This window comes from Acinetobacter sp. FDAARGOS_515, assembly GCF_003938865.1.
GTDB lineage: Bacteria > Pseudomonadota > Gammaproteobacteria > Pseudomonadales > Moraxellaceae > Acinetobacter > Acinetobacter ursingii.
In genome coordinates this window covers 179,612-205,697 of the sequence record NZ_RKIX01000003.1, presented here as the reverse complement: position 1 = coordinate 205,697, position 26,086 = coordinate 179,612, and the positions used below count along the sequence as shown (strand labels likewise).

Below are 26,086 nucleotides of genomic sequence, written 5' to 3'. Positions count from 1 at the left end.
ATTAAAAGTCCAAATATTAAAAAGATTTTAAAAATGCCAAGAGACTAAAGCATTGATCAGAGCCAAAGCAAATGGATCAACTGTGTTTTAAATCATCGGTAATGGGTCTTGGCGTTCTAGTTTCTTTAAAAACAACATACTTTTTGGATACGTTTGCCGTCGTTGCCTAATTTTTCAGGTTTAAAACTCAAGATCCACTGCAATTTATGACCAACATTGCAAATGTCACGATAGACCTTTTTATTGTTATTTAAAGCATGATAAAAAATAGCACTTGCTTGATCAAGTTCCGTGAGTTCAAGTCGATATGACGATGAAAAAATAAAGCATAACCAATCACGTACCTGACATTGATTTAAACTTAAAAGTTCTCCCGGATCTGTCTCAAAATCTATAAAGGTAAACTGATGATCCTCATCGACTAAAATATTACGGACAAATGCTTCACTCAAATAGCTGCCTTTTGCATGTATGGATTGAATTGCCAAAATTGCATCGGTATAGAGTTGGATGCGTTGTTCAGAGCTGATGGCTCTGGCTAAGGCATGATCTAGTTGTACGACTTCGTGCTCACTGGAGCCTGCATCCTCAATTAAAATACCTTCATGTGAAACAGCCAAAACCTGTGGCGTTTTGATACCTAACTTTTTCAGAGCAGTAAGGCGTTGATATTCACATTGGATGGCTTCTTTGCCACCACGATTAGGAACCGGAATCAGTGCATCTAGTTGAAGCAAGCGGGCAAACCATCTCAAAGGAGTGTATAACCAAAGTGCATGACGCTCAGATGCTTTCTTTAACCAAACTTTACGACCGTTGAACTCATAAGACTGTATCGATTCATTTTGTTGATCAATAGACGCGTTCAAGAAGTCTGCAAAATTCCCCATCAATATAATCCTGTCATCATCTGTCTTTTATTCTAGGCGGATTGATACGTGCTGTCACGATGGGATTTGTTGAGTAAATTTAAATGATTATGTATAAAAAAACGGCTCAGTGGAGCCGCTAGGGTAATATAAAAGTTAATCAAAAAATTGATCTAAAACATGCCTTCTTCTGAGTTCGCAGAAATTTTATGAATAGAAAGATCTGCGCCCTGAAATTCCTCTTCCTGTGACAATCGAATGCCCATCGTCATTTTCAAAACACCATAGACAATGAAGCCGCCCAGTAAAGCAATACTGACAGCCAAAGCACTTCCAATTAACTGAGATATAAAAGAAACATGACCTAATCCACCTAGCCATTGTTGTCCAAATATTCCTACAGCAAGACCACCAAAAACACCACAAACGCCATGCAAAGGCCAAACACCTAGAACGTCATCAATTTTCAGTTTGTTTTGGGTATAAGTAAATAATTTAACGAAAATCACACCTGCAATTAACCCAATCAGCAATGCCCCAAAAGGATGCACCACATCTGAGCCTGCACAAATTGCAACAAGTCCAGCCAAAGGCCCATTATGTAAAAATCCTGGATCATTCTTTCCGACTAAGTTTGCGCTCAATGTACCGCCGACCATTGCCATGAGTGAATTAATCGCAACAAGACCAGAGATTGCATCGACGCGCTGGGCACTCATAACATTAAAGCCGAACCAGCCAACAATTAAAATCCATGAACCTAAGGCCAGAAAAGGAATAGATGATGGCGGATGCGCACTGACACGACCATCATTTTTATAACGACCATGACGTGCACCCAATAAAATTACGGCGGCAAGTGCAATCCAGCCACCCATGGCATGTACCACAACTGAACCTGCAAAGTCATGAAATGGCGCACCAAAATGTGTTTGTAACCAATTCTGTAAACCAAAATTGCCGTTCCATGCAATACCTTCAAAAAATGGATAAACCAGAGCAACCAATAAAAAGGTGGCAATCGCTTGTGGTCGCATCTTGGCTCGTTCGGCAATACCACCTGAAATAATGGCAGGAATGGCTGCGGCAAACGTCAGTAAGAAGAAACAACGCATTAGGTTATAACCATGTTCTGCCGAAAGCGTTGTGCCCATGTGAAAAAAATGCAGCCCATAGGAGATGTAATAGCCGATAAAAAAATAGGCAATTGCTGAAATAGAAAAATCGGTCAAAATTTTACTGAGGGCGTTGACCTGATTTTAATGGCGAACTGTTCCTAATTCCAAAAATGCAAAACCTGCATGCATGGCTAAGACGAGTACTGCTCCAAGCAATAAGAAAAAGAGATCTACATTTTGCATAGTTTGCTCAAAATAGGTGCTATAAACCAGTTTTAATACATAACTTTTAGAGTTAATGCACCAAAATGGTTTAGTAAATCTAAAAAATAGGAACCAAAGTCATCATGCTTTGATAATTTAAAACTTTAAGCAAAAAACGCACCAGTTTGGATGTGATTCATCATTTTTTCAATAATTGTGGTGCATATTGGGCAAATATGGTGCTTGTAGTGATGAGTAAATGAAGTCTCGGTTTAAGCATGAGTTTAGGTCGCCCTTTAGACTTTGGTTTTAAACCATCTATACCGTGCTCTAGATATTGACGCAACCAATTGAATATCTGTGATGGGCTTTTAAGGTCGAATTTAATCATTGCTTCCCGAGCAGATAGACCATCTATTAGAACCGATTCTATAACTGCCAGTTTAAGTTCGAGAGAAAGTACTCGATGTATTTGTTTTTCAGAAAAAGCCACTTCACCTTTTTGATTATATTGAGCTACCCATTGGCGAACGAGTCCCTTGTCAATATCAAAAAACTTAGAGGTTGCTGGATAACCGTAGCCTGATAAGTAATGTTGCACAACTTTTAATTTTAATGCTTTGGTATATTTAGCCATAGAAAAGCACCCTTCAAATTAGACTAAGTGTGTCCAACTTTTAGGGTGCAGTTCACAATTGAGGGGACTTTTTTATTCAAATTATCGTTTAAAGCGCCGCAATTTGCTCCATACTCGCTCTAATCTTGCTTAACTGATCCGCACATTCAGCCAACTTGGCTTTTTCACCTTCAACTACAGCAGCAGGTGCTTTTGCCACAAAACCTTCATTACCCAGTTTATTGGCAATTTGATCATGTTGCTTTTGGACTTTATCTAAGTCTTTTTGCAAACGGCCCAACTCAGCTTTCGGATCAATCAAACCTTTCATTGGAACAAAGACAGACGCATGACCGACAACGCTAGAAGACGATAATGGCGGTTCTTGATCTTTCGTCAAAAATTCAATACTTTCAACTTTAGCCAATGCTTTAAAGAGTGGTTGAATACGCTCAATTTGAGTACGTTCTGCATCCGAAATATTTTGCAGCAATACAGGTAATAAACGTGCATTACCCAAGCCCATCTCACCACGAATATTACGCACTGCACCAATTAAACCTTGCAGCCATTGCATATCTGCTTCGGCTTGTTCATTGATTTTTGCTGCTTCAGGAACAGGGTATTGCGCCGTCATGATCGTATCGCCACCTTTACCAATCATTGGTGCAAGCGTTTGCCAGATTTCTTCGGTTAAATACGGCATCAATGGATGTGCTAGACGAAGTGATGCTTCCATCACTGCAAGTAACACACGGCGAACTTCAGCTTTACGCTCGGAAGATACTTCTGCATCATTCAGGACAGGTTTGGTCAGTTCAACATACCAGTCGCAGTATTCGTTCCAGATAAAGTCATAAATCGTTTGCGCGGCAAGATCTAAGCGATAGGTTGCAAATGCCTGATGAACGGCTTGTTCGGCTTTTTGCAAACGGCTGATGATCCATTGTTCTGGAAGTTCCCAAAGCTCAGGGCGAGCTTCTTGAGCAACCGTTTGACCTTCTACATTCATCAAGACAAAACGGGTCGCATTCCAGATTTTATTACAGAAATTACGGTAGCCTTCAACCCGTTTTAAATCAAACTTAATGTCACGGCCAGTATTGGCAAGTGCACAGAAGGTAAAACGTACCGCATCTGTACCATAGGCATTAATGCCTTCTGGGAATTCTTTACGGGTTGATTTTTCAATCTTTTCGGCTTGTTTTGGATTCATCAAGCCAAAGGTACGTTTTGCGACCAAGCTTTCAAGATCAATCCCGTCAATCAAATCTAAAGGATCAAGTACATTCCCTTTAGATTTTGACATTTTTTGACCTTCGCCATCACGAACCAAACCATGTACGTACACAGTTTTGAACGGTACTTGTCCAGTACCATCTTCATTCTTCATAAAGTGCATGGTCAGCATGATCATGCGTGCCACCCAGAAGAAGATAATGTCAAAGCCAGTGACTAGTACATCAGTTGGGTGGAAGGTGTTCAAGAAATAGTTTTCTTTATCTTTGGCAGCATCACCTGTCCAACCTAAGGTGGAGAATGTCCAAAGACCCGATGAGAACCAAGTATCCAAAACATCTTCGTCCTGCTGTAAAGTCACATTGTCAGCAATATTATGTTTGGCACGGACTTCTTCTTCGTTACGACCGACATAGATGTTGCCATCAACGTCGTACCATGCAGGAATACGATGACCCCACCAGAGTTGGCGTGAAATACACCAGTCCTGAATGTTGTTCATCCATGCCATATACATATTGGTATATTGCTCTGGAACAAATTTGATGCGTCCATCTTGAACCGCTTCAATCGCAGGCTGAGCAAGCGGTGCAATTTTGACATACCATTGATCGGTCAATAATGGCTCAACAATTACACCTGAGCGGTCGCCACGAGGTGCTTTCAAGTCATACGGTTGAATTTGATCCAACCAACCTTCTGCTTCTGCCTGTGCAACCAATTTTTTACGGGCAGCAAAACGCTCCAGACCGATATAGTCGGTCGGTGCAGCAATGCTTGCTGAAATTTGTTCGCCTGCTTTGGCAATAAATTCAAAATCAGCCAAAATTTCGGCATTTTTATTGAAGATATTGATAATTGGCAAGTCATGACGTTTGCCTAGGTCATAGTCATTAAAGTCATGCGCAGGGGTGATTTTGACACAACCAGTACCAAAGTCTTTTTCGACATATTCGTCTGCAACGATAGGCACTAAACGACCAGTAATCGGCAATACGATATTTTTGCCAATTAGATGTGCATAGCGTTCATCTTCAGGATGGACTGCAACTGCGCTATCACCTAATAAGGTTTCAGGACGTGTGGTTGCAACCACGAGATAATCATTGCCATCTTGGGTTTTAAGTGATTTATCTTCAAAGAAATATTTGAAATGCCACAATGAGCCTTTTTCTTCAACCGATTCAACTTCAAGGTCAGATAGGGCAGTTTGTAGTTTTGGATCCCAGTTGACCAAGCGTTTGCCACGATAGATCAGACCTTGTTCATGCAGTTGAACAAAGACTTCTTTGACCGCATTAGATAAACCTTCGTCCATGGTAAAGCGTTCACGCGACCAGTCAACCGAAGAACCCAAACGACGAATTTGTTTGGTAATGGTGCCGCCAGATTGCTCTTTCCATTCCCAGACTTTGTCGATAAATTGCTCACGACCCAAGTCATGACGACTTACATTCTGCGCGGCCAATTGACGCTCAACCACCATTTGCGTAGCGATACCTGCATGATCCGTTCCCGGTTGCCATAAGGTATTTTTTCCCATCATACGGTTGTAACGGGTCAAAGCGTCCATGATGGTATTATTAAAACCATGTCCCATATGCAAGCTACCCGTGACATTGGGTGGTGGAATCATGATACAGAATGATTCACCATGACCAGATGGCTTAAAGTAACCTTGTTGTTCCCAAGTTTGATACCACTTTTTTTCAATCTCAGTCGGATCGTAAGTGGTCGCAATGTTTTGAGCAGATGGAGAGTTTGCGTCAGACATAATTTAAAAGTCAAAAGTGTATAAAAAATTGCATCTATTGTAGCAAAAAAACAATCAAAATGGCGTGTTACGATCAGATTGGATTGGGCTAAAAAATTGTTATCTATTTTGGTGCAAAAGTAATCTGTAGAGTCAGTAAAAAAGTTTATGTTTTGATCGAAACTTGTTAAATTTACATCAGATCAATGTTTCACTGGTCTATAAAAACAAGCTACAGAAGATGTTAGGAATTTAGGGATGATGCAATGGGATATGCAGTTTTTTTAAAATTAATGAAGCGACACATGGTCGTTTTGAAAATATTCGTACCCAATTAAATTTGGGCGCTGAACAAAGTCAGTCTAAGGCATTGGGGAATGTCTTATCTGAAATTGCCTGTGAAATTATTGAGCAGGTCTTTGCCGATTTGTTATATCAACAAAAGCAAAAGAATAGTGTAGATGCGCAAAAGCATGTCGCAGAATCAGAAAAAGTAGTTCAACAGGTTTTAGAGACTATGCGTAAATATATGCCGTGGTCTGTTTCTTTTTTTAGCAATGAACGATTAATACCGCTAGTTAACTATTTTTCAGATTTATTAAGTGAGCATAATCGACAAATTTATGTTCGTTATGAATTAGATCCATCCTTGGTTCAAGAAGCTTTTGCACATATTGAAAAAGTGCGCGAAGGGCAGATGAGTTATGTGCCTAAGGCATTTCAGGTACTGACTCAGATTGTGGACGAAGGGGTTACCAGTCTTATTCGTAAGCCTAAGAAACTGCTCAAATTTAATTTGGTTGTCGATAAAACCCTTAATGGTGTGATTAAGATGACCACGCATTTAGGATACAAACGTCTTGAAAAATTGGGTGAAAAAATTGATTCAAGCACAGCAAATGAATATATTGAACACTTTCTGATTTTTATGCAAAAAGAAACATAGTTTCATTATTTATAAGGAAATAAACATGGCGAAGTTAACAACACTTGAAAATAAAGTCGTCTGGATTACTGGGGCATCATCGGGTTTAGGCAAAGCTTTGGCACGTGAATGTGCATTACAGGGAGCGCAGGTTATCTTAACCACGCGCCGATACGATGAACTTGAAAATGTCAGAATCAGCTTATTTAAACCTGAACGACATCTTTCAATTGCTGCGGATATTACCGACGAAGTTCAAATTCGCCATGCCTATGTACAAGTGCTCGAAGAAAAAGGAAAAATTGACTGGCTCATTAACAATGCAGGATTGAGTCAACGCGCGCTCATTCAGGACACCACTATGCAAACTGAACGCGCGATTATGGAGGTGGATTATTTTTCACAAGTTTATCTGACTAAAACCGTACTTCCGACATTTATTCAGCAAAAATCAGGTCGAATTGCCTTTGTGTCTAGTGTAGCGGGTTTGTTAGGCACTCAATATCGCGCCAGTTATTCGGCAGCTAAAGCAGCGATTCATATGTGGGCGAATAGCTTACGTGCTGAAATTGCGCAGTTTGGCGTAGGAGTTTCGGTGATCTTTCCAGGCTTTGTTAAAACCAATGTGTCTTTTAATGCGCTTAATGGCGAAGGAAAGCCACAAGGTCATCAGGATGAAGCAATTGAGAATGGACTGGAAGCCGATGAATTTGCGCAGGAAGTGGTGAAGGCGCTTATGCAGGAACAGGAATATATTGTAGTCGGGGGGACTAAAGAAAAACTAGGTGTTTTAATCTCTCGCTTAGCTCCTTCTTTACTTTATAAAATGATTCGTAAAATGAAAGTGAAATAATAGCTTTATTTGGTTTTATCAAGAAGTTGCTCTCAACTTCTTGATTGTTCTGTTGTAGTTTTAGCAAAAATAGCTGTTCCATAAGCAAATACTTCGACCATACCGCCTTGCATACCGAGTTCCGTGGTACTTAAACGTAGTCCCATGATTTTATCTGCGCCGTGACGAACAGCTTCTTGTTTAAGTCGGACAATGGCTTCTCTTCGTGCACGATCGACTACGGTTTCATAACTGGTGAGCCGACCCCCTAAAAAATTCTGGATATTGGCAATGATGTATTTAAAATAATCATGAGAAATCACAACATTACTTGAAATAAATTGACCTGATAATTCACTATAGACAAAGCGATTACTATCAATGCAAATATGAGCAAGTTGCTGCTCTTTCTGCTCAAGTTCACGCCAGTGTTTTCGTTCAAAATACCGACCAAAACCCCATCCAATAGCACAAAGAATCAAAAAAAGAACAACCTGAAAAATAAGATTTTCCATCAGTTATGCCTTAAGAACTAAAAGGATCGGGGAGTTTGGGTGCATGAGGTTGCACAATCACGGCTGTACCATACACAAAAAGTTCGGATGCACCTTGTGCAATGTTCGATGTCGAGAAACGTATTCCTACAATTGCATTTGCACCTAATTGCTCAGCTTTAGCAATCATACGTTGCATAGCCTCCTGACGGGATTCCTCCAGAAGCTCTGTATATGCGGTGAGTTCACCGCCCACGATATTTTTTAAACCTGCAAGCAAATCGCGTCCCGCATGTTTACTACGAACAGTGCTTCCGTACACGACATCAAGTTGTTGTGTGATGAGGTAACCTGGCATACTTTCTAAATTACTTAATAACATATACTTATTTTTAAAAATGGTGTTATGAAGATATAAAAAAAGTCATATAGATGCAATAAAAAAGCCCACCGAAGTGAGCTTAGTCAAACTATTGAGAATTACTGTTTTTTCAAGTCAGCACTTGATGGCTGATGAACAACAGTATCTGTAGTATTGGCTTTAACACCACCACCCAGAGTCTTGTAAAGCTCAATTTGATTATTCAAATTGGCTTGTTCAAGTAACAATAAGCCTTGTTCTGCTGAGTAAGATGAGCGCTGTGCATCCAATACCGTTAAGTAGTTATCAATACCAGCGCGGAAGCGGGCATTAGATAAGTTATAAGTTGTATTGGTTGCTTCCACCAGACGACGTTGCGCAGAGATACGATCTCCGATATTGGCACGTGTGGCTAATGCATCGTTAACTTCACGGAATGCTGACTGAATTGATTTCTCATAATCAGACAATGCAATTTTCTGATCTGTTTCAGAGATTTTGATGTTCGCGCGACGAGTGCCCCAATCAAAGATTGGCAGGTTAATACTTGGTCCAATTGACCACATACCTGAGCCAGATTTAAACAAATCACTCAATTCAGCAGACGCATAACCTGCCGAACCTGTAAGGCTAATCGTCGGGAATAATGCTGCTTTTGCTGCACCAATATTGGCACCAGCGGCACTCAATTGATATTCCGCAGATTTTACATCAGGGCGATTATTCAACAAGTCACTTGGTAAGCCCGTCGCAAATAAATTTTGACGTGTTACAGATTTAACAGGTTGATTTGGCAGTAAGTTCTGTGGAACAGGTTGCCCGACCAGTAAATTTAACAAGTTTTGTGCTTGCGCGATTTGGGTTTTATAGTTCGCTACATCATTGCGTGCAGTTTCAACAGAAATCTGCGCCTGACGTAATGGAACTTCACTATCGATCCCGACATCAAAGCGTTTTTTGTTCAAATTATATGAATCAAGTTGAGCTTTTAAGGTCTGATCAGCCAGTTTCAAATTCGCACTAGCAAAAGAATAACTTAACCAAGCTTGAGCCACCTGACTGACCAAACTAATTTGTGTCGCATCACGCGCACTTTGTGTCGCGAGATAATTATCGAGGGCTGCATCTTTTAGACTACGAACACGTCCCCAAAAATCCAACTCATAAGAGGTCACCCCTAAACCGACCTGAAAGGTGGAATAAGGATTATTTGGATCACGAGTCGGTGTGACTTGACGAACAGCACTACCACTTGCACCAATAGTTGGTAACTGATTGTTTTCAGTAATTTGATATTGCTGCTGCGCGCGTTGAATATTCAAAGTCGCCGTACGAAGATCACGGTTATTGTCTAGAGCCAACTCAATCACTTGCAATAAGCGAGGGTCAGAGAAAAAGTCTTTGTAGCCTTGTTCTGCAATAGATGTACCTGAAGCGCCATAACTATAGCTTCCAGGAATATCGGCCTTTGTCACTGGTTCTGGGCCACGCATGCTTTGACAAGCAGTCAAAGCAAGCGCAAGTGCAGATACCGCAATGCTACGACCCGAAATAGACCATACTTTTTGCATCACGATGTTTGCTCCTGATTATTTGGGGTTTTTGGTTTGTACTTAAAGATACTACGAATCCATACAAAAAATACAGGGATAAAGAAAATACCTAAAAGTGTTGAACTGAGTACGCCGCCGAGTACACCGAAACCAACAGAGTGCTGGCTTCCTGCACCCGCACCTGAAGAAATTGCAAGTGGGAGTACACCAAAGCCAAAGGCAAGTGTGGTCATAATGATGGGACGTAAACGCATTTTTGCAGCATGCATGGTCGCATCAAATAATTCCTCACCTTTTTCCTGTAACTCTTTGGCAAACTCAACGATCAAGATCGCATTCTTCGCGGATAGACCAATCACGGCAATGATCGCTACCCTAAAGTAGATGTTATTGGAAAGGTTTGGATTATGCAGAACATGGAAGCCAAAGTAGGTGAGGAGTACGGCACCTAATACACCTAATGGCACCACTAGCATTACTGAAAACGGAATTGACCAGCTTTCATATAACGCGGCAAGACACAAGAATACAATCAGCAAAGACAGAACATAAACAGCTGTTCCTGATTGACCAGAATCACGTTCTTCTAAAGAAAGTCCTGTCCATTCATGGTCAAATCCAGAAAGACCCATAGATGGAAGTTTTTGCATGATGTCTTCCATGGCTTGCATCGCTTCACCAGAACTCACGCCAGGGGCAGGTGAACCTTGAATGTTCATGGATGATACACCGTTATAGCGTTCTAAACGCGGTGAACCATAGCTCCAGTGACCTGTGGTAAATGCTGAGAAAGGAACCATCGTACCCGCACTATTACGCACATACCATTTATCCAAATCTTCAGGCATCATTCGTGCAGCGGCTTCGCCTTGCATATAGACTTTCTTAATACGACCACGGTCGAGGAAGTCGTTTACATAGCTACTCCCCCAGGCAATACTCATAGTGTTATTGATATCTGCCAGACTAACGCCCATGGCACCAGCTTTCGCCTGATCAATTTCAATTTGGTATTGTGGTGTATCTTCCATACCGTTTGGACGTACTGCGGTCAAACGTGAATCTTTGGATGCAAGACCCAGTATGGTATTTCGAGCTTGTAACAGTTTTTGATGTCCTTGACCATCCACGTCTTTCAACATGAAGTCAAAACCCTGACTCACACCCAATTCAGGCATGGCTGGCAATTGTAATGGGAAGATCATGGAGGCATCTTGAATCATGCCATTCAAGCGCATGGCTCGACCAACAATCGCACCAATTTGAGTGTCATCTGATGTACGATCTGCCCAGTCTTTTAAGCGAACAAATGCCAAGCCTTGGTTTTGTCCCTGACCTGTAAATGAGAAGCCAGATACGGTGAAGATAGAAGCAACACTTTTCTTTTCCTGATCAATAAAATAATCAGTAATCGTATCAAGCGTTTTATCTGTTCTTTGTAATGAAGCATTCGGAGGTAACTGTACCAGTGTCATGATCACACCCTGATCTTCATCGGGTAGGAACGAGCTTGGTAAATTACGGAACACTAAGACAAAAATAGCAATAATGACTGCATAGAATATCCCTGAGAATATTTTATGATGTGTCATATGATTGACACCATTTTGATACTTAGAAGAAAGTTTGTCGAAACTCTCGTTAAACCATCTAAAAAAGCGTGCAAAAATATTATTGCTTGGTTTTTTATCTGGATCGTGCTGCTTCAAGAATGTTGCACAAAGCGCAGGAGTAAAGGTCAGCGCGATGAACAAAGAGAAGATCATGGCTGTCACTAGCGTAATCGAGAATTGCCGATAAATGACCCCTGTTGTTCCACCAAAGAAAGCCATCGGCACAAATACTGCTGTTAAGACGCTAGTAATACCCACAAGAGCGCCAGAGATCTGTTGCATTGATTTTTCGGTTGCAGGTACAGGTTCAAGATGTTCCTCCTGCATAATTCGTTCAACGTTTTCCACTACGACGATCGCATCATCGACCAATAAGCCGATCGCGAGAACCATGGCAAACATGGTAAGTGTGTTGATGGTAAACCCAAACAAATTAATGACTGCAAATGTACCCAATACAACAACAGGCACTGCAAGTGTTGGAATAATCGTCGCGCGCCAGTTCTGTAAGAACAAGAACATCACGATAAATACCAGTACGATTGCTTCAACCAATGTATGAACTACGTTTTCAATCGATAGCTTGACGAATGGAGTGGTATCAAACGCAATTTCATCTTTAAATCCAGCCGGATAGTTGGGACGAAGTTTGTCTAAAGCAGTCTGTACGTTGTTCGCAGTATCGAGTGCGTTTGCACCTGTTGAAAGACGAATCGCAATACCACCTGCTTCTTTACCATTATATTTTGAGTTGAACTGGTAGTTTTCCGAGCCTAATTCAACGCGAGCTACATCCCCTAAACGTACCTGAGCACCAGATGAAGTATTCTTCAGGAAAATATTACGGAACTGTTCTGGTGTCTGTAACAGACTTTGAGCGTTGATTGTGGCATTGATGGTTTGACCTTCTACAGCAGGTGCACCACCAACCTGACCAACTGCAACCTGAGCATTTTGTGCCTTAATTGCATTTGATACATCAATAGGAGTAAGTTGGTAGGTATTTAGTTTTGCAGGGTCGAGCCAGATACGCATCGAATACTGACCACCAAAGACCTGTACTTCACCGACACCTGGGACACGGCTCAGTGGGTCTTTAATGTTGGCGTTAATATAATCTTTAATATCTGCACCAGATAGAGAATTATCGGGTGAATAAAATGCAACGACCTGAAAGAAACTAGCGCCCGATTTCTTAATGGTAATCCCTTGACGTTGTACCACTTCAGGTAAAGATGCTGTGGCAGTTTGCAGTTTGTTTTGAACCTGAACCTGCGCGATGTTGGCATCGACACCTTGATTGAAGTTAACATCAATGGCAACGCTACCATTAGATAAACTCTGAGAGCTGATATAACGTAAACCATCCAAACCATTTAACTGTTGCTCAATGACCTGTGTCACTGAGTTTTCAATGGTTTCAGCAGATGCACCTGGATACGTCGCCGAAATCGAGATTTTGGGCGGCGCAATCGTTGGATACTGTGAAATTGGCATTTTTGACAGAGAGATAATCCCTGCCAACATAATGACCAATGCAATCACCCACGCAAAGATGGGGCGATGAATAAAAAATTGAGCCATTCACTCTACCCCTTATGCATTTGAAGCAGCTTTCTGTTCAGGTTGAGCTTTATTTTGATCAGCTGACTTTTGTGTTTCTGCATTTGCTTTTGGATTTTGTGGTTGATCACCTGCTTGCGGCGCTGGTGCCTGATAAGGTTTTGCAGAAACCTGCTGACCTTCTTTCACTTTTGCGATACCGTCAACGATAATTTTATCGCCAGTTTTTAAGCCGTTGGTCACAATCCAGTTGGTACCATTAGTACCTGCTGTTTCAATTTGACGCGGTTCCACTACGCCATTTGCATTGACCAACATGGCAACTGCTTGACCAGTTGGTGTACGTGTAACGGCTTGTTGCGGAACCAGATAAGCATTAGGAATCACGGCTTGAGTGATCTGAGCAGTCGTATACATACCAGGAAGCAGTAAATGATTTGGATTTGAGAATACAGCACGTAAAGTCACCGTACCTGTATCTGGATCTACGCTGGCATCAGAAAAAGCGAGATGACCTTCAATTGGATAAGTTGAACCATCTTCAAGGCGGATTTTGACTTTGGTATTGTTGCTGTTATTCAGATTTCCTTTGCTTAATTGTTGGCGTAAACGTAACAATTCAGCGCTTGACTGATTGATATCAACATAAATTGGATCTAGCTGTTGAATCTTCACCAGTGGATCTGTCTGATTCGCAGTGACTAATGCACCAGCCGTTACCGAAGAACGTCCTGATTGACCAGAAATAGGTGAACGAATGGTTGAATATCCAAAATTGACTTCAGCATTTTTAACTTGCGCTTTAGCCGCAGCAACTTGAGCTTCTGCAACGTTCACTTGTCCAACTAAATCATCATATTCTTGCTTAGAAACCGCATTACTCGAAACCAGTTGTTTGTAACGATTCATTTTGGTTCTTAGTGAGTTTAGATTCGCTTCCTGTTGTAACAATGCTGCTTTGGAGTTATCTAAAGTCGCACGATTTGTTCTTGAATCCAGCTCATACAATGACTGACCTTCACGAACATAACTTCCTTCTGTAAATAACCGCTTCAGAATTACACCGCTCGTTTGAGGACGCACTTCAGAAATTTGATAGGCTGTTGTACGCCCAGAAAGCTCAACCTTTTGCTCAACATTTTGTGGTTGTGCGACAAGCACACCCACTTCAGTCGGGGGCATTTGCTGAGCTGCACCAGCTTGCTGCGCATCTTTTGGATCTTTGCTACAGCCAACAAGTGCGATACTTGCTGCTAATGTGCAAGCAGTAAGGGCTGGAGCCCAAAGCTTTGCAGACATCATTGTTTCACCTCATTTAGAGCTTTATCTAAAAATAATTTGTTGTTGTTCAACTTGCTTTGTTTCCACAACCAAAGCAGTGAGATCCAAATAAAACCGATACTCCAACCCGCTAATACATCTGTAGGATAATGAACACCTGCATACACTCTTGAGAGCCCCATACTAAGCAGCCAAAAACAGGAAACCACTAGGAAATATGATCTTTTAGGATGATTTTGATAAATCAAGATGACTAAACTGGCAAGAGTAGCCGCGTAGGCACTATGAGCACTGGGAAATGATGCGCCATAGTTGACCACCAGCTGATAGACTTCTGGTGGTCTGGGCCGATTAAAACACCACTTTAATAACCATCCTAAAACAATACTTCCGCTCACACCTATTAAAATGAAGATGAGTGTTGAGTATTTTTTATACCATGCGCAGACTAAACACCAGACCATAGTAAAAAATAATACAAAAGGCATGCCACCTAAATAAGCTAAAGTAATTACAATTTGATTGAGCGTTTTATTTCGGTGTTCATTCAGGATTTGAATTGCATGTAGATCAAATCCTGAGATGACGGGAGAGTATAAACCAAACACACTCAACAAAAATAAAATGCAACCAATACAGAGTATTAGGTAGGGCATACTTACAACCTTCAGTTTAACCAAGCTTATCGGTTGGAATATGGTTATGAAGTGTACTCGCCAGTACACTTTTTTTCAAGACTAGGTTATTTATACTAATTTCTTTTTTGAAAATATTTAACTATCAGCACACAAATATAACAATTTTAAGTGAATTTTGGCACATTTTCTTCATTATTTAGAACCGTCGCTAGTGTGATGCAGATCCTGACTTGGCTGTACCATCATCCACTTCAAGAGGCTGTTTGGGTGGCCAGAAAAAATCACTAGGACGAGTGAGAAAATGTGTGATTACCAGTTTGGCTAAAGGTTTCCATTGTTCAAAGCGTACACGACGCGCCCGCAAAGCCACAATAATAGTCAAACTAAAACTAACAAATAGGTTGGTCAAACCGATGAGTAACACCCCTAAAAAAGAAACAATAATGAGTCCAATATCTGGGGGACCATTAATACACATCAAACCTTGTATAAAGTTGGCAGAAGCAAACGCAATATGTCGGATATCTAGAGGTAAACCTAAAATAAAGCCTATGGTTCCCATACTCCCGAGCATAATCCCGAAAATAAAGTTACCCGAAAGCGCACCAAGATTACGTTGGATGTAGTCGGCAAATTTATTGAGGCGCTCTTGACCCATCCAGTTTGCCAACCGTTGGTGTGCTTTCAACCGTGGGCCGACTTTACGATAGATAGCCATATTGTCAAAATAACCCGCCAGCAAGCCTGATAAAAATAAACACACACCAGCAATAGCGGCATGGGGAATAGCCAGCGAGGTAAAAGGGTTCAAACTATGCAGTACGATATTGGCTTTTGCATGATTGAGTAATGGTTCATCCAAAAAGTATTGCCACAGATAAGTAATGATGGCGGCCGTAGGAATGGCGATAGAAATATTTCCTAAAATCGCAACAAACTGTGTCCTGATAATATTGATAATTAGGGCTGCCAGTTCTGCAATTTGAGCCGTTCTTGAACCTTTGCGTTGTTGTACAGTCGAAGCAAGCGCAGCCGCAGTCATGGCAGGCTGTTTTGTCGCAACCGTAAAATGCAAAACATGAATCAGAACAAAGCCCAATGAATAGTTCATACTATAAATAAAGGCATGCATCATGGGGGCGAGGGTGAGTCGTGCGGCCAATATTTTCAGTGTTGCCATGATGGCAATGATCACACCTGCACCTGCGGCGGCCCGATACATTTCAAAAAAACCTTTTTTATCGGTACTTACATAGTGTTCACCAGTACGGCTGGCGTTTTCTGTCACTTGTAAGGCGATTAACTCACTGTTTGTGGTCATCAGTGAGCGTACGCTTTTTTCACTATAATGTGCTTCTGTAATATTTTCTAGAAATTCGCCCAGCGAGAGATAACGAATTTGGGCATCACCCACCACAATATTTAAAAGTAACTCGATTCGATCCAGACATTGCTCAAGCAAGGACAATAAATAAGTCAGACTCAGACTGACACCGATCCGTTTGGTGGCTCGTCGTATTTTAAGTACAACTTCCCGACATTGCTCAAACATAACAAAGGCTTGAGAGGCATCAGGCGGTTCAAGCACTGCAACTTCGTGACCGGTATAATGCTGCTTTTTAAATTTTTCAATAAAATCGATCACTTCTCGATTTTGCACTAAAAAAGGCGATTCATATTCGGTCAGTTCAGGCTGCGCATTAATAAATTCTGGATATAAGCCAATACCACTGATACGGTAAGATAAAACCGTAATGGCTTTAATCATTTGATCCTGAATGGCACGTTTTTCATCGATATTGCTATTACTTTGCCCAATGATTTCAAAAAGAGCATACCAGTGCTTTTCATCAATCGCATTTAGCCAATATTTGTCACTACGTTGATGAAATACCTTTCCAATCAATGTACTCAGGTCATGGTCATCCTGAATTAAAGGGAGAAAATGTGCGCCAAGACGTTTGACTAGCTGGTTCCAAAAACCATCTAAAGACAATATGCCGCTGTCGGCATATAAGCTGGTTTGTTTGTATTGATTGATTAGGCGTAATAAAAAGCTTTGTAAGGTGTTGGCGGCGTTAGGTCCGATCAGTAAAGACTCGACAAATGCCTCAAACTTATCATTGATTTCATCTTGATCTTTGCTGTCGCTTGGACGAATACGATTGATCAGCTCAATAATAATATGTTCATCTAAAACAGCCTGAGTTTGATCAAGCTGTTGCTGCATTTGAATGTAAAGATCAGATAAATTTATATGCATAGGCAAAAGAGATTATTGAATCCGATGTAAAGCCATTAAAGTCAGATTGGTAAGTGCTTGACGCGCCTCACTATCTGGTAATTGATTTAAAGCATCAAGCGCAGCTTGTGTTTCTTGTTCAGCACGGGCGCGACAATACTCTAAAGCCCCCGAATTTTGCACAATCTGGATGACTTGCTCAAGTTGTGTGATGCCACCTGTGGAAATACTTTTACGAATAATGTCATGTTCTTCGCCAGTGGTTTTTTGTAACGCGGCAATCAATGGTAGCGTGGGTTTGCCTTCCATCAAGTCATCACCGATATTTTTACCTAAGGTGTCTGCATCAGAAGTGTAATCCAAAATATCATCAATAATCTGAAAAGCATTACCAAAATGACCGGCAAAATGACGTAATGGCTCACGATATTGGGGGGTATTGGCTAAAATCGCTGCGCCTTCGGTGGCCAGTTCAAATAGTCGGGAAGTTTTACCGTGAATAATATTTAAATAGGTTGTTTCTGTAGTTTCAGGGTCATGTTGCGACTGAAGTTGTAGCACTTCACCTTCAGCAATTTCACAGGTTCCTGTTGAAAAGTCCTTGAGTAAGACCATGTCGTTTAGATCGACCAATAAATCAAAAGCACGGGAGATTAAAAAATCACCTACCAAAACCGCCGTTTGATTGTTCCACGTTGCGTTGGCTGTTGGGCGGCCACGACGTAAGCCTGACTCATCCACAACATCGTCATGTACTAGCGTCGCGGTATGCAGCATTTCAATGATCGCAGCCAATTTACGATGATGTTCTAAGTCTTGAACGCCACATGCCTGACCTGCCAGCAAACACATGATGGGGCGCATACGCTTACCGCCAGCTTCGACTACATGTTTACTAACCGCCATGACTAAAGCGACTTTTGAGGTAATTCCTTCATTAATAAATGTGTCCATCACAGCAAAGTCATGAGCTACAGGCGCGAGTATATCTTGCTTAAAGTCGATGGCCATATGAAAGGAAACCTCATCAATATATTGGTAATTTGCTCAATGGATTTAAAGCTATAAAATCTTAAACTCAAATGAATGACAAAACACAAGTTTTCATACCGACCGATACAACGGTATGAACGTTTGATGTTAAATATTGTCTAGCCAGCGATAGGGAGAAGCTCCATGTTGAGTGGTTTTATAGTAGCAATTTGTTTTTAAACCTTATTTGCGATTTTACACATATTCAAACGAAATACTAGATTGATTCAGCCGATCATAAAGCTTAACTGTCTTTCTTCTTATTTTTTGTTTTAGCTTGCGTAATTTTGCATCAAAATACTTGTTGTTTGCCCAGTTATCCCTTAAAATCTTTCGCCTTATACATCCCAGTGGCGTTCGTTTTAAGATCGATATATCCCTTTATCGACACGACGACACGGGCTTGGTTGGAGTACGTTATGTACGCAGTAATCCAAAGCGGTGGTAAACAGCACCGTGTAGTTGAGGGTGAAACCCTTAAAGTTGAATTGTTGAAAGCTGAAACTGGCTCAACTATTACGTTTGATGACGTATTAATGGTTGTAAATGGTGATAGCATTCAAATCGGTGCTCCAGTTGTTGCTGGCGCAAAAGTAACTGCAGAAGTGGTTGGTCATGGTCGTCACGACAAAATCCGCATCATCAAAATGCGTCGTCGTAAACACTACCGTAAACAACAAGGTCACCGTCAATGGTTTACCGAGTTGAAAATTACGGGTATTGCAGGCTAATCACGAGGAGTAATAGACATGGCTTCTAAAAAAGCTGGTGGATCGACTAAAAACGGTCGTGATTCGAATCCTAAAATGTTAGGTGTTAAAATCTACGGTGGTCAATCAGTAACTGCTGGTAACATCATCGTTCGTCAACGTGGTACTGAATTCCACGCTGGTGCTAACGTAGGTATGGGTCGTGACCATACTTTATTTGCTACTGCTGATGGCGTAGTAAAGTTTGAAGTGAAAGGTCAATTTGGCCGTCGCTATGTAACTGTTGAATCTGTATAAGTTTTAATAGTTTAAAAAACCCGCATCTTGCGGGTTTTTTTATGTTTAAAGCCACTACTTGGTTTACGAACTTGACTCTTTAGCCTGATTTCGAATAAATCGATGATGTTTAATGTCGTCATAGGCTTGTAAAATTTCATCATAAGTATTCATGACAAAAGGACCTTGACCATTGATGGGTTCACCTAACGGTTTTCCTGAAAGCAGAAGTAATTTGCTGTGATGCAATGCCGTGATTTTAATATTGTCTCCATGACTCGACATCACAGCCAACGCCTGTTCCTCTAAAAGCTCATCTTGTTCGGTAAATTGTATCTGACCATGACGCAAATAAAGCAAAGTGCTGTCCCCATGTTGGGCAGGTAAGATCAGGTGCTGTCCTTGAGGTAGATCAATATCTAAAACAGTCATTGGACTGTAGGTCAGTGCGGGACCCTGTACGTGTTGGTATTGTCCTGCAATGACCCGAACTGAACCCGCTTCTTGAGCCAATTCAACCTTTGGAATATCGGCATTTTTTAAATTTGATAACGTGGCTCGGCCATTTTATCTTTAGCGGGTAAGTTGACCCAAAGTTGTACCATTTCAAAAGCTCCGCCGCGCTCACGAAAAGCAGAACTAAATTGTTCGCGGTGCATCACGCCAGAGGCCGCAGTCATCCATTGTACATCGCCTTTTGCAATGATTCCGCCACTGCCAGTAGAATCACGATGTTCTAACTCACCTTCAAACATAAAGGTTACGGTTTCAAAGCCGCGATGTGGATGTTCATTCACACCACGACGTTTATTTGATGGGCTTAATACGCCAGGACCTAAATGATCCAACAATAAAAAAGGGGAAACGGTATTGCCTAGTTCATGATAAGAAAACACGGAAAGTACAGGGTAGAAGTCACCGACTGAAAAACGGGTATCGTTGCGATGAATAAATGCAAGGCTTTTCATAGGTGAACTCCATTATTTTTAATCTATTGTCATCTGTTTTAGCATATGCCTTTTATCCAGATAAGATCAGTCTGTATAATAGGACACTGTATTTTAATTTCAGTATGTTCTCCTATTACCGCAAGCGTGTATTTGAATATCTTTATCTTGTTATTTTCTTCATAATGCTGTGATTTCTGTACATAAAATTGTTATTGGAGACATTAATTACACAAAATCAATGTGTTTCTCCACAGTTTTATTTTTCAAAAACAGTAAGATATCGATATAACAGTAAAAACTGATTAGAGGTTTTATTTTATGAATTCCGTAAAAAAAGTGGCATACGCATTAACTTTAACCGCAAGTGTAGTTGCACCTGTCATGAGCGCAACTGCTTTTGCAGCCACGGCAGCTTCGGAACAGCAAGCAACCTCAAACCTTGTGAAACAACTCAGCGGTATGCAAAGTTTATCTGCCAATTTTGAGCAAACGACAAAAGCCACCAATAATACCCTTGCGCCAAAAAATAAAGGTCTAACCGCACAACATATGAATCAAACCTTTAAAGGGGTGATGAAAGTAGAACGTCCGGGTAAATTCTTCTGGGAAACGACTTCACCCTCAAAACAAACGATTGCGACAACAGGTAAAACCGTCTGGATTTATGACCCTGATTTACAGCAAGCGGTACGCCAAAACCTGGATGATCAGGTTGCCAATACACCTGCGTTATTGTTGTCGGGTAATACCAATCAGATTATGCAGTCTTATCGTGTGACTCAGCCTGATAGCAGCAAAACTTATTACACCTTATACCCTAAAGACAGTGAAGGTGCTTTTCAAAGTCTGACCATTAGTTTTGGTGCAAATAAAGCCCCAAGTTTGATGATTTTACAGGACTCTTTGGGTCAAACGACTTATGTGCGTTTTAATAATGTGAAGCTAAATCCATCGATTCCCGCTTCGACTTTTAATTTCACGCCTCCAAAGGGAACAGATATTATTGATCAATAATATCTGGTTGATTTCCAAAACATCGCTTCAGTTAACCGCTCATTTTGGGCGGTTAATTTTTTGATGGATCATATAGATACATATTTTCAATGTTCAGTATAAATAGAGCTTTGTATAGTAGATCAAAATGAACATCGAAAACGATCAGAAGGGGCGGCAATGTCTGCACGACACTTTAAAACAACATTATTGATTCTGCCATTTTTAAGCGCTGTGTTTCTCACTGTGGGCTGTCAGCCAAAAACGGAGAGTAAAAAGGACGACACTCCGACACAAAGCAAAGTTGAAAAAGTGAGCGTGCCTGTCATTCAGTCTAAGGTAGTTACAGTTAAATTACCCAAAAATAAGCTGTGTCTGGAAGATGGATGTACCACGTATCATTTCCAAACAGTCGAAACCAATCAAGCGTGGATCAATGAATATTTTATGAATCGGATCAAAAAAGCAGATCCAAATGCTTTTGACAATATTCAGGATCAGCAAGTCAAATTACCTGAAGGTATGCCTCAGGATGGTGAAAGCACGATCTTTGTGCGTTATTTGGGGCAAAATTATAATTTGGCTTCATTTCAGTTATATAGCTATACCTACTCGGCGGGCGCAGCACATGGGATGCATCATGAAGAATATGTCATTTTTGACTTGAATAAGAAAAAACGCGTGAGTGTTGCAGACTTACTGAAAGAAGGAAGCGATACAACTGTGCGTGATCGCTTATATAGCTTTAATCAAAGTTGGCTGGAAGAACACAATATTAGCAAAGATAAATTTCAACTGAGCGATAACTTCTACTATGGTAATGAAGGCATTGTCTTTGTGTATCCACTGTATGAACTGGCTTCTTATGCCGAAGGTTTAAGTGAATTGACATTACCTTATGATCAGGCCATAGATGTAGTCAAACCTGAATATTTACCAAGTCAGCCAATTTTAACGCGAGATTAATTTATCTTTGAATAAAGTTGATTTCGCTCATGTAATTGGATTTAGTGCTGACTTATTTTTTATTGATATTTAACTCAAGTTTGTTTGGTTTTTTCAGTTATGGTTCAAAGAATTGGTCATTTTTTTTAATACTTTAAGTTGCAAAAGTAAGTCAGTGCTGACTATATTTTTTGTTGTGAAGCACTTACACTATAGGCAGTTTTTCTTTGCAACTTATGATTGGCTATGATCGACCCAAAATTACTCAGAAATAATATTGAAGCTGTAAATCAGGCTTTGGCAAAACGTGGTGTACAACTTGATCCTGCTGAATGGGCATCTTTGGAAGCGCGCCGTAAAGAGTTTCAATCCAAAACTGAAAGTTTACAGGCAGAACGTAATTCTGGTGCTAAACAGGTAGGTCAGATTAAAAAAGCAGGTGGTGATGCCTCTGAGATCATGGCGCGTATGCAGGCCATTGGTGATGAAATTAAGGCTGCAGAAGTTGCTTTAGCAGAATTACAGGCTGAAATTGAAGACAAAGCACTGAGTATTCCAAACTTGCCAGATGATTCTGTGCCAGAAGGCAAAGATGAAAATGACAATGTGGAAATCTCAAAATGGGGAACACCACGTCAGTTCGATTTTGAAATAAAAGATCACACCGACTTGGGTGAATGGATGGGCGGTCTTGAGTTTGAAACCGCAACCAAGTTGACGGGTTCACGTTTTAGCGTATTGAAAGGGCCTTTAGCTCGGTTACAACGTGCTTTAACGCAATTCATGCTAGATACTCATACCTTAAAAAATGGTTATACCGAAGCGTATGTACCGTATTTGGTCAATGCAGATTCATTACGTGGTACAGGTCAACTGCCAAAGTTTGAAGAAGACTTGTTCAAGCTACAAGGCGAAAAAGAATATTACTTGATCCCCACTGCTGAAGTCCCTGTGACCAACTTTGTGCGTGACGAAATCATTGATGCAGATCGTTTGCCGCTTAAATATGCGGCGCATACGCCTTGTTTCCGTAGTGAAGCTGGTTCTTATGGACGTGATACCCGTGGTTTGATTCGTCAACATCAGTTCGATAAGGTTGAAATGGTGCAAATCGTCAAACCAGAAAATTCGATGCAGGCATTAGAAGAATTAACAGGTCATGCTGAAGGAGTCTTGCAGGCACTTGGCTTACCTTATCGTAAAATTCTTCTTTGTGGCGGGGATATGGGTTTTGGTTCAACCAAAACTTACGATTTAGAAGTTTGGGTTCCAAGTCAAAATACCTATCGTGAAATTTCAAGCTGCTCAAATATGGGTGACTTTCAGGCACGTCGTATGATGGCACGTTACCGCGCGGATCAGAAAAAAACTGAGTTAGTACATACCTTAAATGGTTCTGGTTTGGCGGTAGGTCGTACTTTATTGGCGGTAATGGAAAATTATCAACGTGCTGATGGCTCGATCGAAATTCCAGAAGTATTGCGCCCTTATATGGGTGGAGCAACTTATATCGATTAATCAAATCGATATCTATTGTGCATGATTTTTGCTTTAACCTACCCAAAATCAAGATGTAGAGGTCGGCTGTGGAAATTCTTCCAATTTCACTTAAGTTGCAACAGCAACGTTGTCTGATCGTGGGTGGGGGGCATATTGCCTATCGCAAAGCACTATTACTGGTCAAGGCTGGTGCAATTCTTGATGTAATTGCACCTGAAATTGAGGAGCAGCTTCAAACCCTAGTTGAACAAAGCCAAGGGACACTGTATTTAAAAGTATTTGAAGACAGTGATTTGGATCAGGCTTATCGTTTAGTCATTGCGGCAACCAATGATGCTGCGGTCAATCAACGCGTGTTTGAGCAAGCCGAACTCCGAAATCTGTTGGTGAATAGTGTGGATGATATTCCCAACTGTCGTTTCATGATGCCTGCGATTATTGATCGTTCGCCATTAGTGATTTCTGTCGCCTCAAATGGCGCTTCACCTGTGCTGTCACGTCAGTTGCGTACTCAGATTGAAACACTGGTTCCACATGGTATGGGGAAACTCGCCGAGTTCTCTGGACAGTGGCGTAGCCGCGTTAAGACCAAGATTACCAATCCAGATGAGCGTCGTATTTTTTGGGAAGAACTGTATGCCAGTCCTCTTAAAGAACAGGTGTTTCATGACAATCTGGAAACCGCCAATCAAATGATGGCACAGGCGCTTTCTGAGTGGACTGCGCCTAAAGGGGAGGTCTATTTGGTGGGGGCGGGGCCAGGTGATCCAGAGTTATTGACTTTAAAAGCCTTGCGTCTGATGCAACAAGCAGATGTAGTCATTTATGATCGCTTGGTTTCTCCTCCGATTTTAGAGCTTTGCCGCCGTGATGCCGAAAAAGTCTATGTAGGTAAGGCGCGATCCAATCACAGTGTACCGCAAGATGGCATTAATGCTTTACTCGTTCAATACGCACAATCAGGAAAACGTGTTTGCCGTTTAAAAGGTGGTGATCCCTTTATCTTCGGACGTGGTGGCGAAGAAATTCAGGAGTTATTTGCAGCAGGTGTTCCGTTTCAGGTGGTGCCTGGTATCACGGCAGCGTCAGGCTGTTCAGCTTATGCGGGTATTCCATTGACTCATCGCGATTATGCGCAAAGTGTACGTTTTCTGACAGGACATCTAAAAGAGGGTTCGCCAGAACTACCGTGGAATGAACTGGTGTATGAAAATCAGACGCTTGTGCTGTATATGGGATTAGTCGGGCTTGAGCATATTTGCCAGCAACTCATTGCACATGGTCAACGTCCTGATATGCCTGTCGCTTTGATTTCTAAAGGCACTACTCCTGAACAAAAAGTAGTGGTCGGTACACTCTCTGATATTGCATCTAAAGTTGCCGAATACCATATCCATGCACCAACTTTGACCATTATTGGTGAAGTGGTCAGTTTGCGGGAACAATTGCAATGGTTATAGCCCGAATTGTTCCAATTATTTAGTAGAGAGACTTTGTGATCCACGTTGTATTGTTTGAGCCTGAAATTCCTGCCAACACGGGTAATATTATTCGTTTATGTGCTAATACAGGTGCGCAGTTACATTTGGTCAAACCTTTAGGTTTTGAACTCGATGATAAAAAACTGAAACGTGCTGGATTGGATTATCACGAATATGCGCGGATGAAGATCTGGGACAATATTGAACAATGCCTTGAATATCTCAAAGCGCATGGAATTACTGAATCTGAAGTTTTTCCATTAACCACCAAAGGCAGTGCGACACCACATACAGTCGATTTAAATCGTTCGGTTGCATTATTGATGGGGCCTGAAACGCGCGGTTTACCTGAACATGTGCGTTTAATGTTTCCACAAAAAAACTGGATTCGTTTACCGATGGCAGAAAACTCACGCAGTCTGAATTTATCGAATGCAACGGCAGTGATTGTCTATGAAGCATGGCGGCAACAAGGTTTTCAGCCTTTGTCATAAGAAGATTTAAATATCTCCATAAGGACTTGCAACCACGATGACATAACCGTCAGGGTCTTTAAACCAGACTTCGCGATGGTTGGCATTTAAATTGACTTTCGGTTGTTCCAGAATGTTGACTTGATGTATCTGTAAACGCTGTACCAAGTCATCAAAATCAGGAGTTTTAAACCAGAGCAGAACGCCATTGCCTTTGGCGGCATCAGGATTGCCCAAATAAGGGTGATGATGCACTTGCCATTGGTGTAGCTGTAAAACCATTTCACCTTGTTTGTTCAGCAGTTGTTCGTATTCAGTGCCGCCATGACCACTTTTGAGGGCGAGAACCTGTTGATACCACTGACTACTGAGTTCGACATTATGAACTGCAATTAAAGGTTGGGGTGTCATTCTATCTCTCTTTT

General features: G+C 41.2%; 21 protein-coding genes and 2 pseudogenes. 9 read left to right on the top strand and 14 right to left on the bottom strand.

Features of this window, described 5'->3' with window-relative positions; all coding sequences use genetic code 11:
* Positions 1–125 precede the first annotated feature (125 nt).
* The 4 genes and pseudogenes from EGS47_RS02535 to EGS47_RS02520 all read right to left on the bottom strand — a co-directional run bounded on the left by EGS47_RS02535 (position 126) and on the right by EGS47_RS02520 (position 5,820).
* Positions 126–890 carry a hypothetical protein gene (locus tag EGS47_RS02535; protein WP_004990405.1) on the bottom strand — a complete coding sequence of 255 codons (765 nt, stop codon included), beginning with the start codon at positions 888–890 and terminating at the stop codon, positions 126–128.
* Positions 891–1,042: 152 nt separating this feature from the next.
* Positions 1,043–2,230, bottom strand: a pseudogene (locus EGS47_RS02530) (ammonium transporter).
* Positions 2,231–2,390: 160 nt separating this feature from the next.
* The gene (locus EGS47_RS02525) at positions 2,391–2,828 is read right to left on the bottom strand and encodes a helix-turn-helix domain-containing protein (RefSeq protein ID WP_228274804.1); all 438 of its coding nucleotides are present in this window, start codon (positions 2,826–2,828) and stop codon (positions 2,391–2,393) included.
* 88 nt (positions 2,829–2,916) lie between these two features.
* The gene (locus tag EGS47_RS02520) at positions 2,917–5,820 is read right to left on the bottom strand and encodes a valine--tRNA ligase (RefSeq protein WP_125269143.1); all 2,904 of its coding nucleotides are present in this window, start codon (positions 5,818–5,820) and stop codon (positions 2,917–2,919) included.
* Positions 5,821–6,070: 250 nt separating this feature from the next.
* On the opposite strand from EGS47_RS02520, the gene EGS47_RS02515 reads away from it, so the two are divergent.
* On the top strand, positions 6,071–6,745 hold the full coding sequence (locus EGS47_RS02515; protein ID WP_125269142.1) for a hypothetical protein: 675 nt from the start codon (positions 6,071–6,073) through the stop codon (positions 6,743–6,745).
* A gap of 25 nt (positions 6,746–6,770) precedes the next feature.
* On the top strand, positions 6,771–7,577 hold the full coding sequence (locus EGS47_RS02510) for an SDR family NAD(P)-dependent oxidoreductase (protein ID WP_125269141.1): 807 nt from the start codon (positions 6,771–6,773) through the stop codon (positions 7,575–7,577).
* Positions 7,578–7,609: 32 nt separating this feature from the next.
* Here the strand turns inward: EGS47_RS02510 and EGS47_RS02505 are convergent, their stop codons facing one another.
* From EGS47_RS02505 to sdsA, 8 genes are all read right to left on the bottom strand, one after another.
* Positions 7,610–8,071, bottom strand: coding sequence for a YbjQ family protein (locus EGS47_RS02505; RefSeq protein WP_119686502.1), 462 nt, complete (start codon positions 8,069–8,071; stop codon positions 7,610–7,612).
* A gap of 10 nt (positions 8,072–8,081) precedes the next feature.
* Entirely contained in the window at positions 8,082–8,432 is a 351-nt protein-coding gene (locus EGS47_RS02500; protein ID WP_004990395.1) for a YbjQ family protein, read from the bottom strand.
* A 98-nt stretch (positions 8,433–8,530) separates the two neighbouring features.
* Complete coding sequence (gene adeK / locus EGS47_RS02495; RefSeq protein ID WP_004990394.1) at positions 8,531–9,982, bottom strand: multidrug efflux RND transporter AdeIJK outer membrane channel subunit AdeK; 1,452 nt, start codon at positions 9,980–9,982, stop codon at positions 8,531–8,533.
* Positions 9,982–13,161, bottom strand: a complete 3,180-nt coding sequence (locus EGS47_RS02490; RefSeq protein ID WP_125269140.1) for an efflux RND transporter permease subunit — start codon at positions 13,159–13,161, stop codon at positions 9,982–9,984. Before EGS47_RS02490 ends, adeK begins: the two co-directional genes overlap by 1 nt.
* A gap of 12 nt (positions 13,162–13,173) precedes the next feature.
* On the bottom strand, positions 13,174–14,442 hold the full coding sequence (locus EGS47_RS02485; protein WP_035272001.1) for an AdeA/AdeI family multidrug efflux RND transporter periplasmic adaptor subunit: 1,269 nt from the start codon (positions 14,440–14,442) through the stop codon (positions 13,174–13,176).
* Entirely contained in the window at positions 14,439–15,077 is a 639-nt protein-coding gene (locus tag EGS47_RS02480) for a phosphatase PAP2 family protein (RefSeq protein WP_004990390.1), read from the bottom strand. Before EGS47_RS02480 ends, EGS47_RS02485 begins: the two co-directional genes overlap by 4 nt.
* A gap of 190 nt (positions 15,078–15,267) precedes the next feature.
* Positions 15,268–17,322 carry a site-specific recombinase gene (locus EGS47_RS02475; RefSeq protein WP_004990389.1) on the bottom strand — a complete coding sequence of 685 codons (2,055 nt, stop codon included), beginning with the start codon at positions 17,320–17,322 and terminating at the stop codon, positions 15,268–15,270.
* Positions 17,323–17,334: 12 nt separating this feature from the next.
* Positions 17,335–18,312, bottom strand: a complete 978-nt coding sequence (gene sdsA, locus EGS47_RS02470; protein WP_004990385.1) for an All-trans-nonaprenyl-diphosphate synthase — start codon at positions 18,310–18,312, stop codon at positions 17,335–17,337.
* Between the two features lie 440 nt (positions 18,313–18,752).
* On the opposite strand from sdsA, the gene rplU reads away from it, so the two are divergent.
* On the top strand, positions 18,753–19,064 hold the full coding sequence (gene rplU / locus EGS47_RS02465) for a 50S ribosomal protein L21 (RefSeq protein WP_004664501.1): 312 nt from the start codon (positions 18,753–18,755) through the stop codon (positions 19,062–19,064).
* Positions 19,065–19,082: 18 nt separating this feature from the next.
* Positions 19,083–19,340, top strand: a complete 258-nt coding sequence (gene rpmA, locus EGS47_RS02460; RefSeq protein WP_004929519.1) for a 50S ribosomal protein L27 — start codon at positions 19,083–19,085, stop codon at positions 19,338–19,340.
* A 63-nt stretch (positions 19,341–19,403) separates the two neighbouring features.
* On the opposite strand, the pseudogene EGS47_RS02455 reads toward rpmA, so the two are convergent.
* Positions 19,404–20,287 (bottom strand): annotated as a pseudogene (locus tag EGS47_RS02455) (pirin family protein).
* Between the two features lie 300 nt (positions 20,288–20,587).
* On the opposite strand from EGS47_RS02455, the gene lolA reads away from it, so the two are divergent.
* From lolA to EGS47_RS02430, 5 genes are all read left to right on the top strand, one after another.
* Positions 20,588–21,283, top strand: coding sequence for an outer membrane lipoprotein chaperone LolA (gene lolA, locus EGS47_RS02450; protein WP_125269139.1), 696 nt, complete (start codon positions 20,588–20,590; stop codon positions 21,281–21,283).
* A gap of 159 nt (positions 21,284–21,442) precedes the next feature.
* Positions 21,443–22,228, top strand: a complete 786-nt coding sequence (locus EGS47_RS02445) for an RsiV family protein (protein WP_119686496.1) — start codon at positions 21,443–21,445, stop codon at positions 22,226–22,228.
* A 225-nt stretch (positions 22,229–22,453) separates the two neighbouring features.
* The gene (gene serS / locus EGS47_RS02440) at positions 22,454–23,725 is read left to right on the top strand and encodes a serine--tRNA ligase (RefSeq protein ID WP_005003260.1); all 1,272 of its coding nucleotides are present in this window, start codon (positions 22,454–22,456) and stop codon (positions 23,723–23,725) included.
* A 68-nt stretch (positions 23,726–23,793) separates the two neighbouring features.
* Positions 23,794–25,167, top strand: a complete 1,374-nt coding sequence (gene cysG, locus EGS47_RS02435) for a siroheme synthase CysG (RefSeq protein WP_119686495.1) — start codon at positions 23,794–23,796, stop codon at positions 25,165–25,167.
* 35 nt (positions 25,168–25,202) lie between these two features.
* Positions 25,203–25,682 (top strand): tRNA (cytidine(34)-2'-O)-methyltransferase, encoded by a 480-nt coding sequence (locus tag EGS47_RS02430; protein ID WP_044436037.1) that lies wholly within the window; start codon positions 25,203–25,205, stop codon positions 25,680–25,682.
* A 6-nt stretch (positions 25,683–25,688) separates the two neighbouring features.
* On the opposite strand, the gene EGS47_RS02425 is transcribed toward EGS47_RS02430, so the two are convergent.
* Entirely contained in the window at positions 25,689–26,072 is a 384-nt protein-coding gene (locus tag EGS47_RS02425; RefSeq protein ID WP_119686494.1) for a VOC family protein, read from the bottom strand.
* Between the last annotated feature and the right edge of the window lie 14 nt (positions 26,073–26,086).

Bases quoted from the DNA above. Each gene is read 5' to 3' on its own strand.
- EGS47_RS02535 (WP_004990405.1), bottom strand. From the start codon at position 890: ATGGGGAATTTTGCAGACTTCTTGAACGCGTCTATTGATCAACAAAAT.
- EGS47_RS02505 (WP_119686502.1), bottom strand. From the start codon at position 8,071: ATGGAAAATCTTATTTTTCAGGTTGTTCTTTTTTTGATTCTTTGTGCT.
- rpmA (WP_004929519.1), top strand. From the start codon at position 19,083: ATGGCTTCTAAAAAAGCTGGTGGATCGACTAAAAACGGTCGTGATTCG.
- EGS47_RS02490 (WP_125269140.1), bottom strand. From the start codon at position 13,161: ATGGCTCAATTTTTTATTCATCGCCCCATCTTTGCGTGGGTGATTGCA.
- EGS47_RS02520 (WP_125269143.1), bottom strand. From the start codon at position 5,820: ATGTCTGACGCAAACTCTCCATCTGCTCAAAACATTGCGACCACTTAC.
- serS (WP_005003260.1), top strand. From the start codon at position 22,454: ATGATCGACCCAAAATTACTCAGAAATAATATTGAAGCTGTAAATCAG.
- EGS47_RS02480 (WP_004990390.1), bottom strand. From the start codon at position 15,077: ATGCCCTACCTAATACTCTGTATTGGTTGCATTTTATTTTTGTTGAGT.
- EGS47_RS02445 (WP_119686496.1), top strand. From the start codon at position 21,443: ATGTCTGCACGACACTTTAAAACAACATTATTGATTCTGCCATTTTTA.
- sdsA (WP_004990385.1), bottom strand. From the start codon at position 18,312: ATGGCCATCGACTTTAAGCAAGATATACTCGCGCCTGTAGCTCATGAC.
- EGS47_RS02425 (WP_119686494.1), bottom strand. From the start codon at position 26,072: ATGACACCCCAACCTTTAATTGCAGTTCATAATGTCGAACTCAGTAGT.
- rplU (WP_004664501.1), top strand. From the start codon at position 18,753: ATGTACGCAGTAATCCAAAGCGGTGGTAAACAGCACCGTGTAGTTGAG.
- EGS47_RS02500 (WP_004990395.1), bottom strand. From the start codon at position 8,432: ATGTTATTAAGTAATTTAGAAAGTATGCCAGGTTACCTCATCACACAA.
- EGS47_RS02525 (WP_228274804.1), bottom strand. From the start codon at position 2,828: ATGGCTAAATATACCAAAGCATTAAAATTAAAAGTTGTGCAACATTAC.
- lolA (WP_125269139.1), top strand. From the start codon at position 20,588: ATGAATTCCGTAAAAAAAGTGGCATACGCATTAACTTTAACCGCAAGT.
- EGS47_RS02510 (WP_125269141.1), top strand. From the start codon at position 6,771: ATGGCGAAGTTAACAACACTTGAAAATAAAGTCGTCTGGATTACTGGG.
- EGS47_RS02485 (WP_035272001.1), bottom strand. From the start codon at position 14,442: ATGATGTCTGCAAAGCTTTGGGCTCCAGCCCTTACTGCTTGCACATTA.
- EGS47_RS02475 (WP_004990389.1), bottom strand. From the start codon at position 17,322: ATGCATATAAATTTATCTGATCTTTACATTCAAATGCAGCAACAGCTT.
- adeK (WP_004990394.1), bottom strand. From the start codon at position 9,982: ATGCAAAAAGTATGGTCTATTTCGGGTCGTAGCATTGCGGTATCTGCA.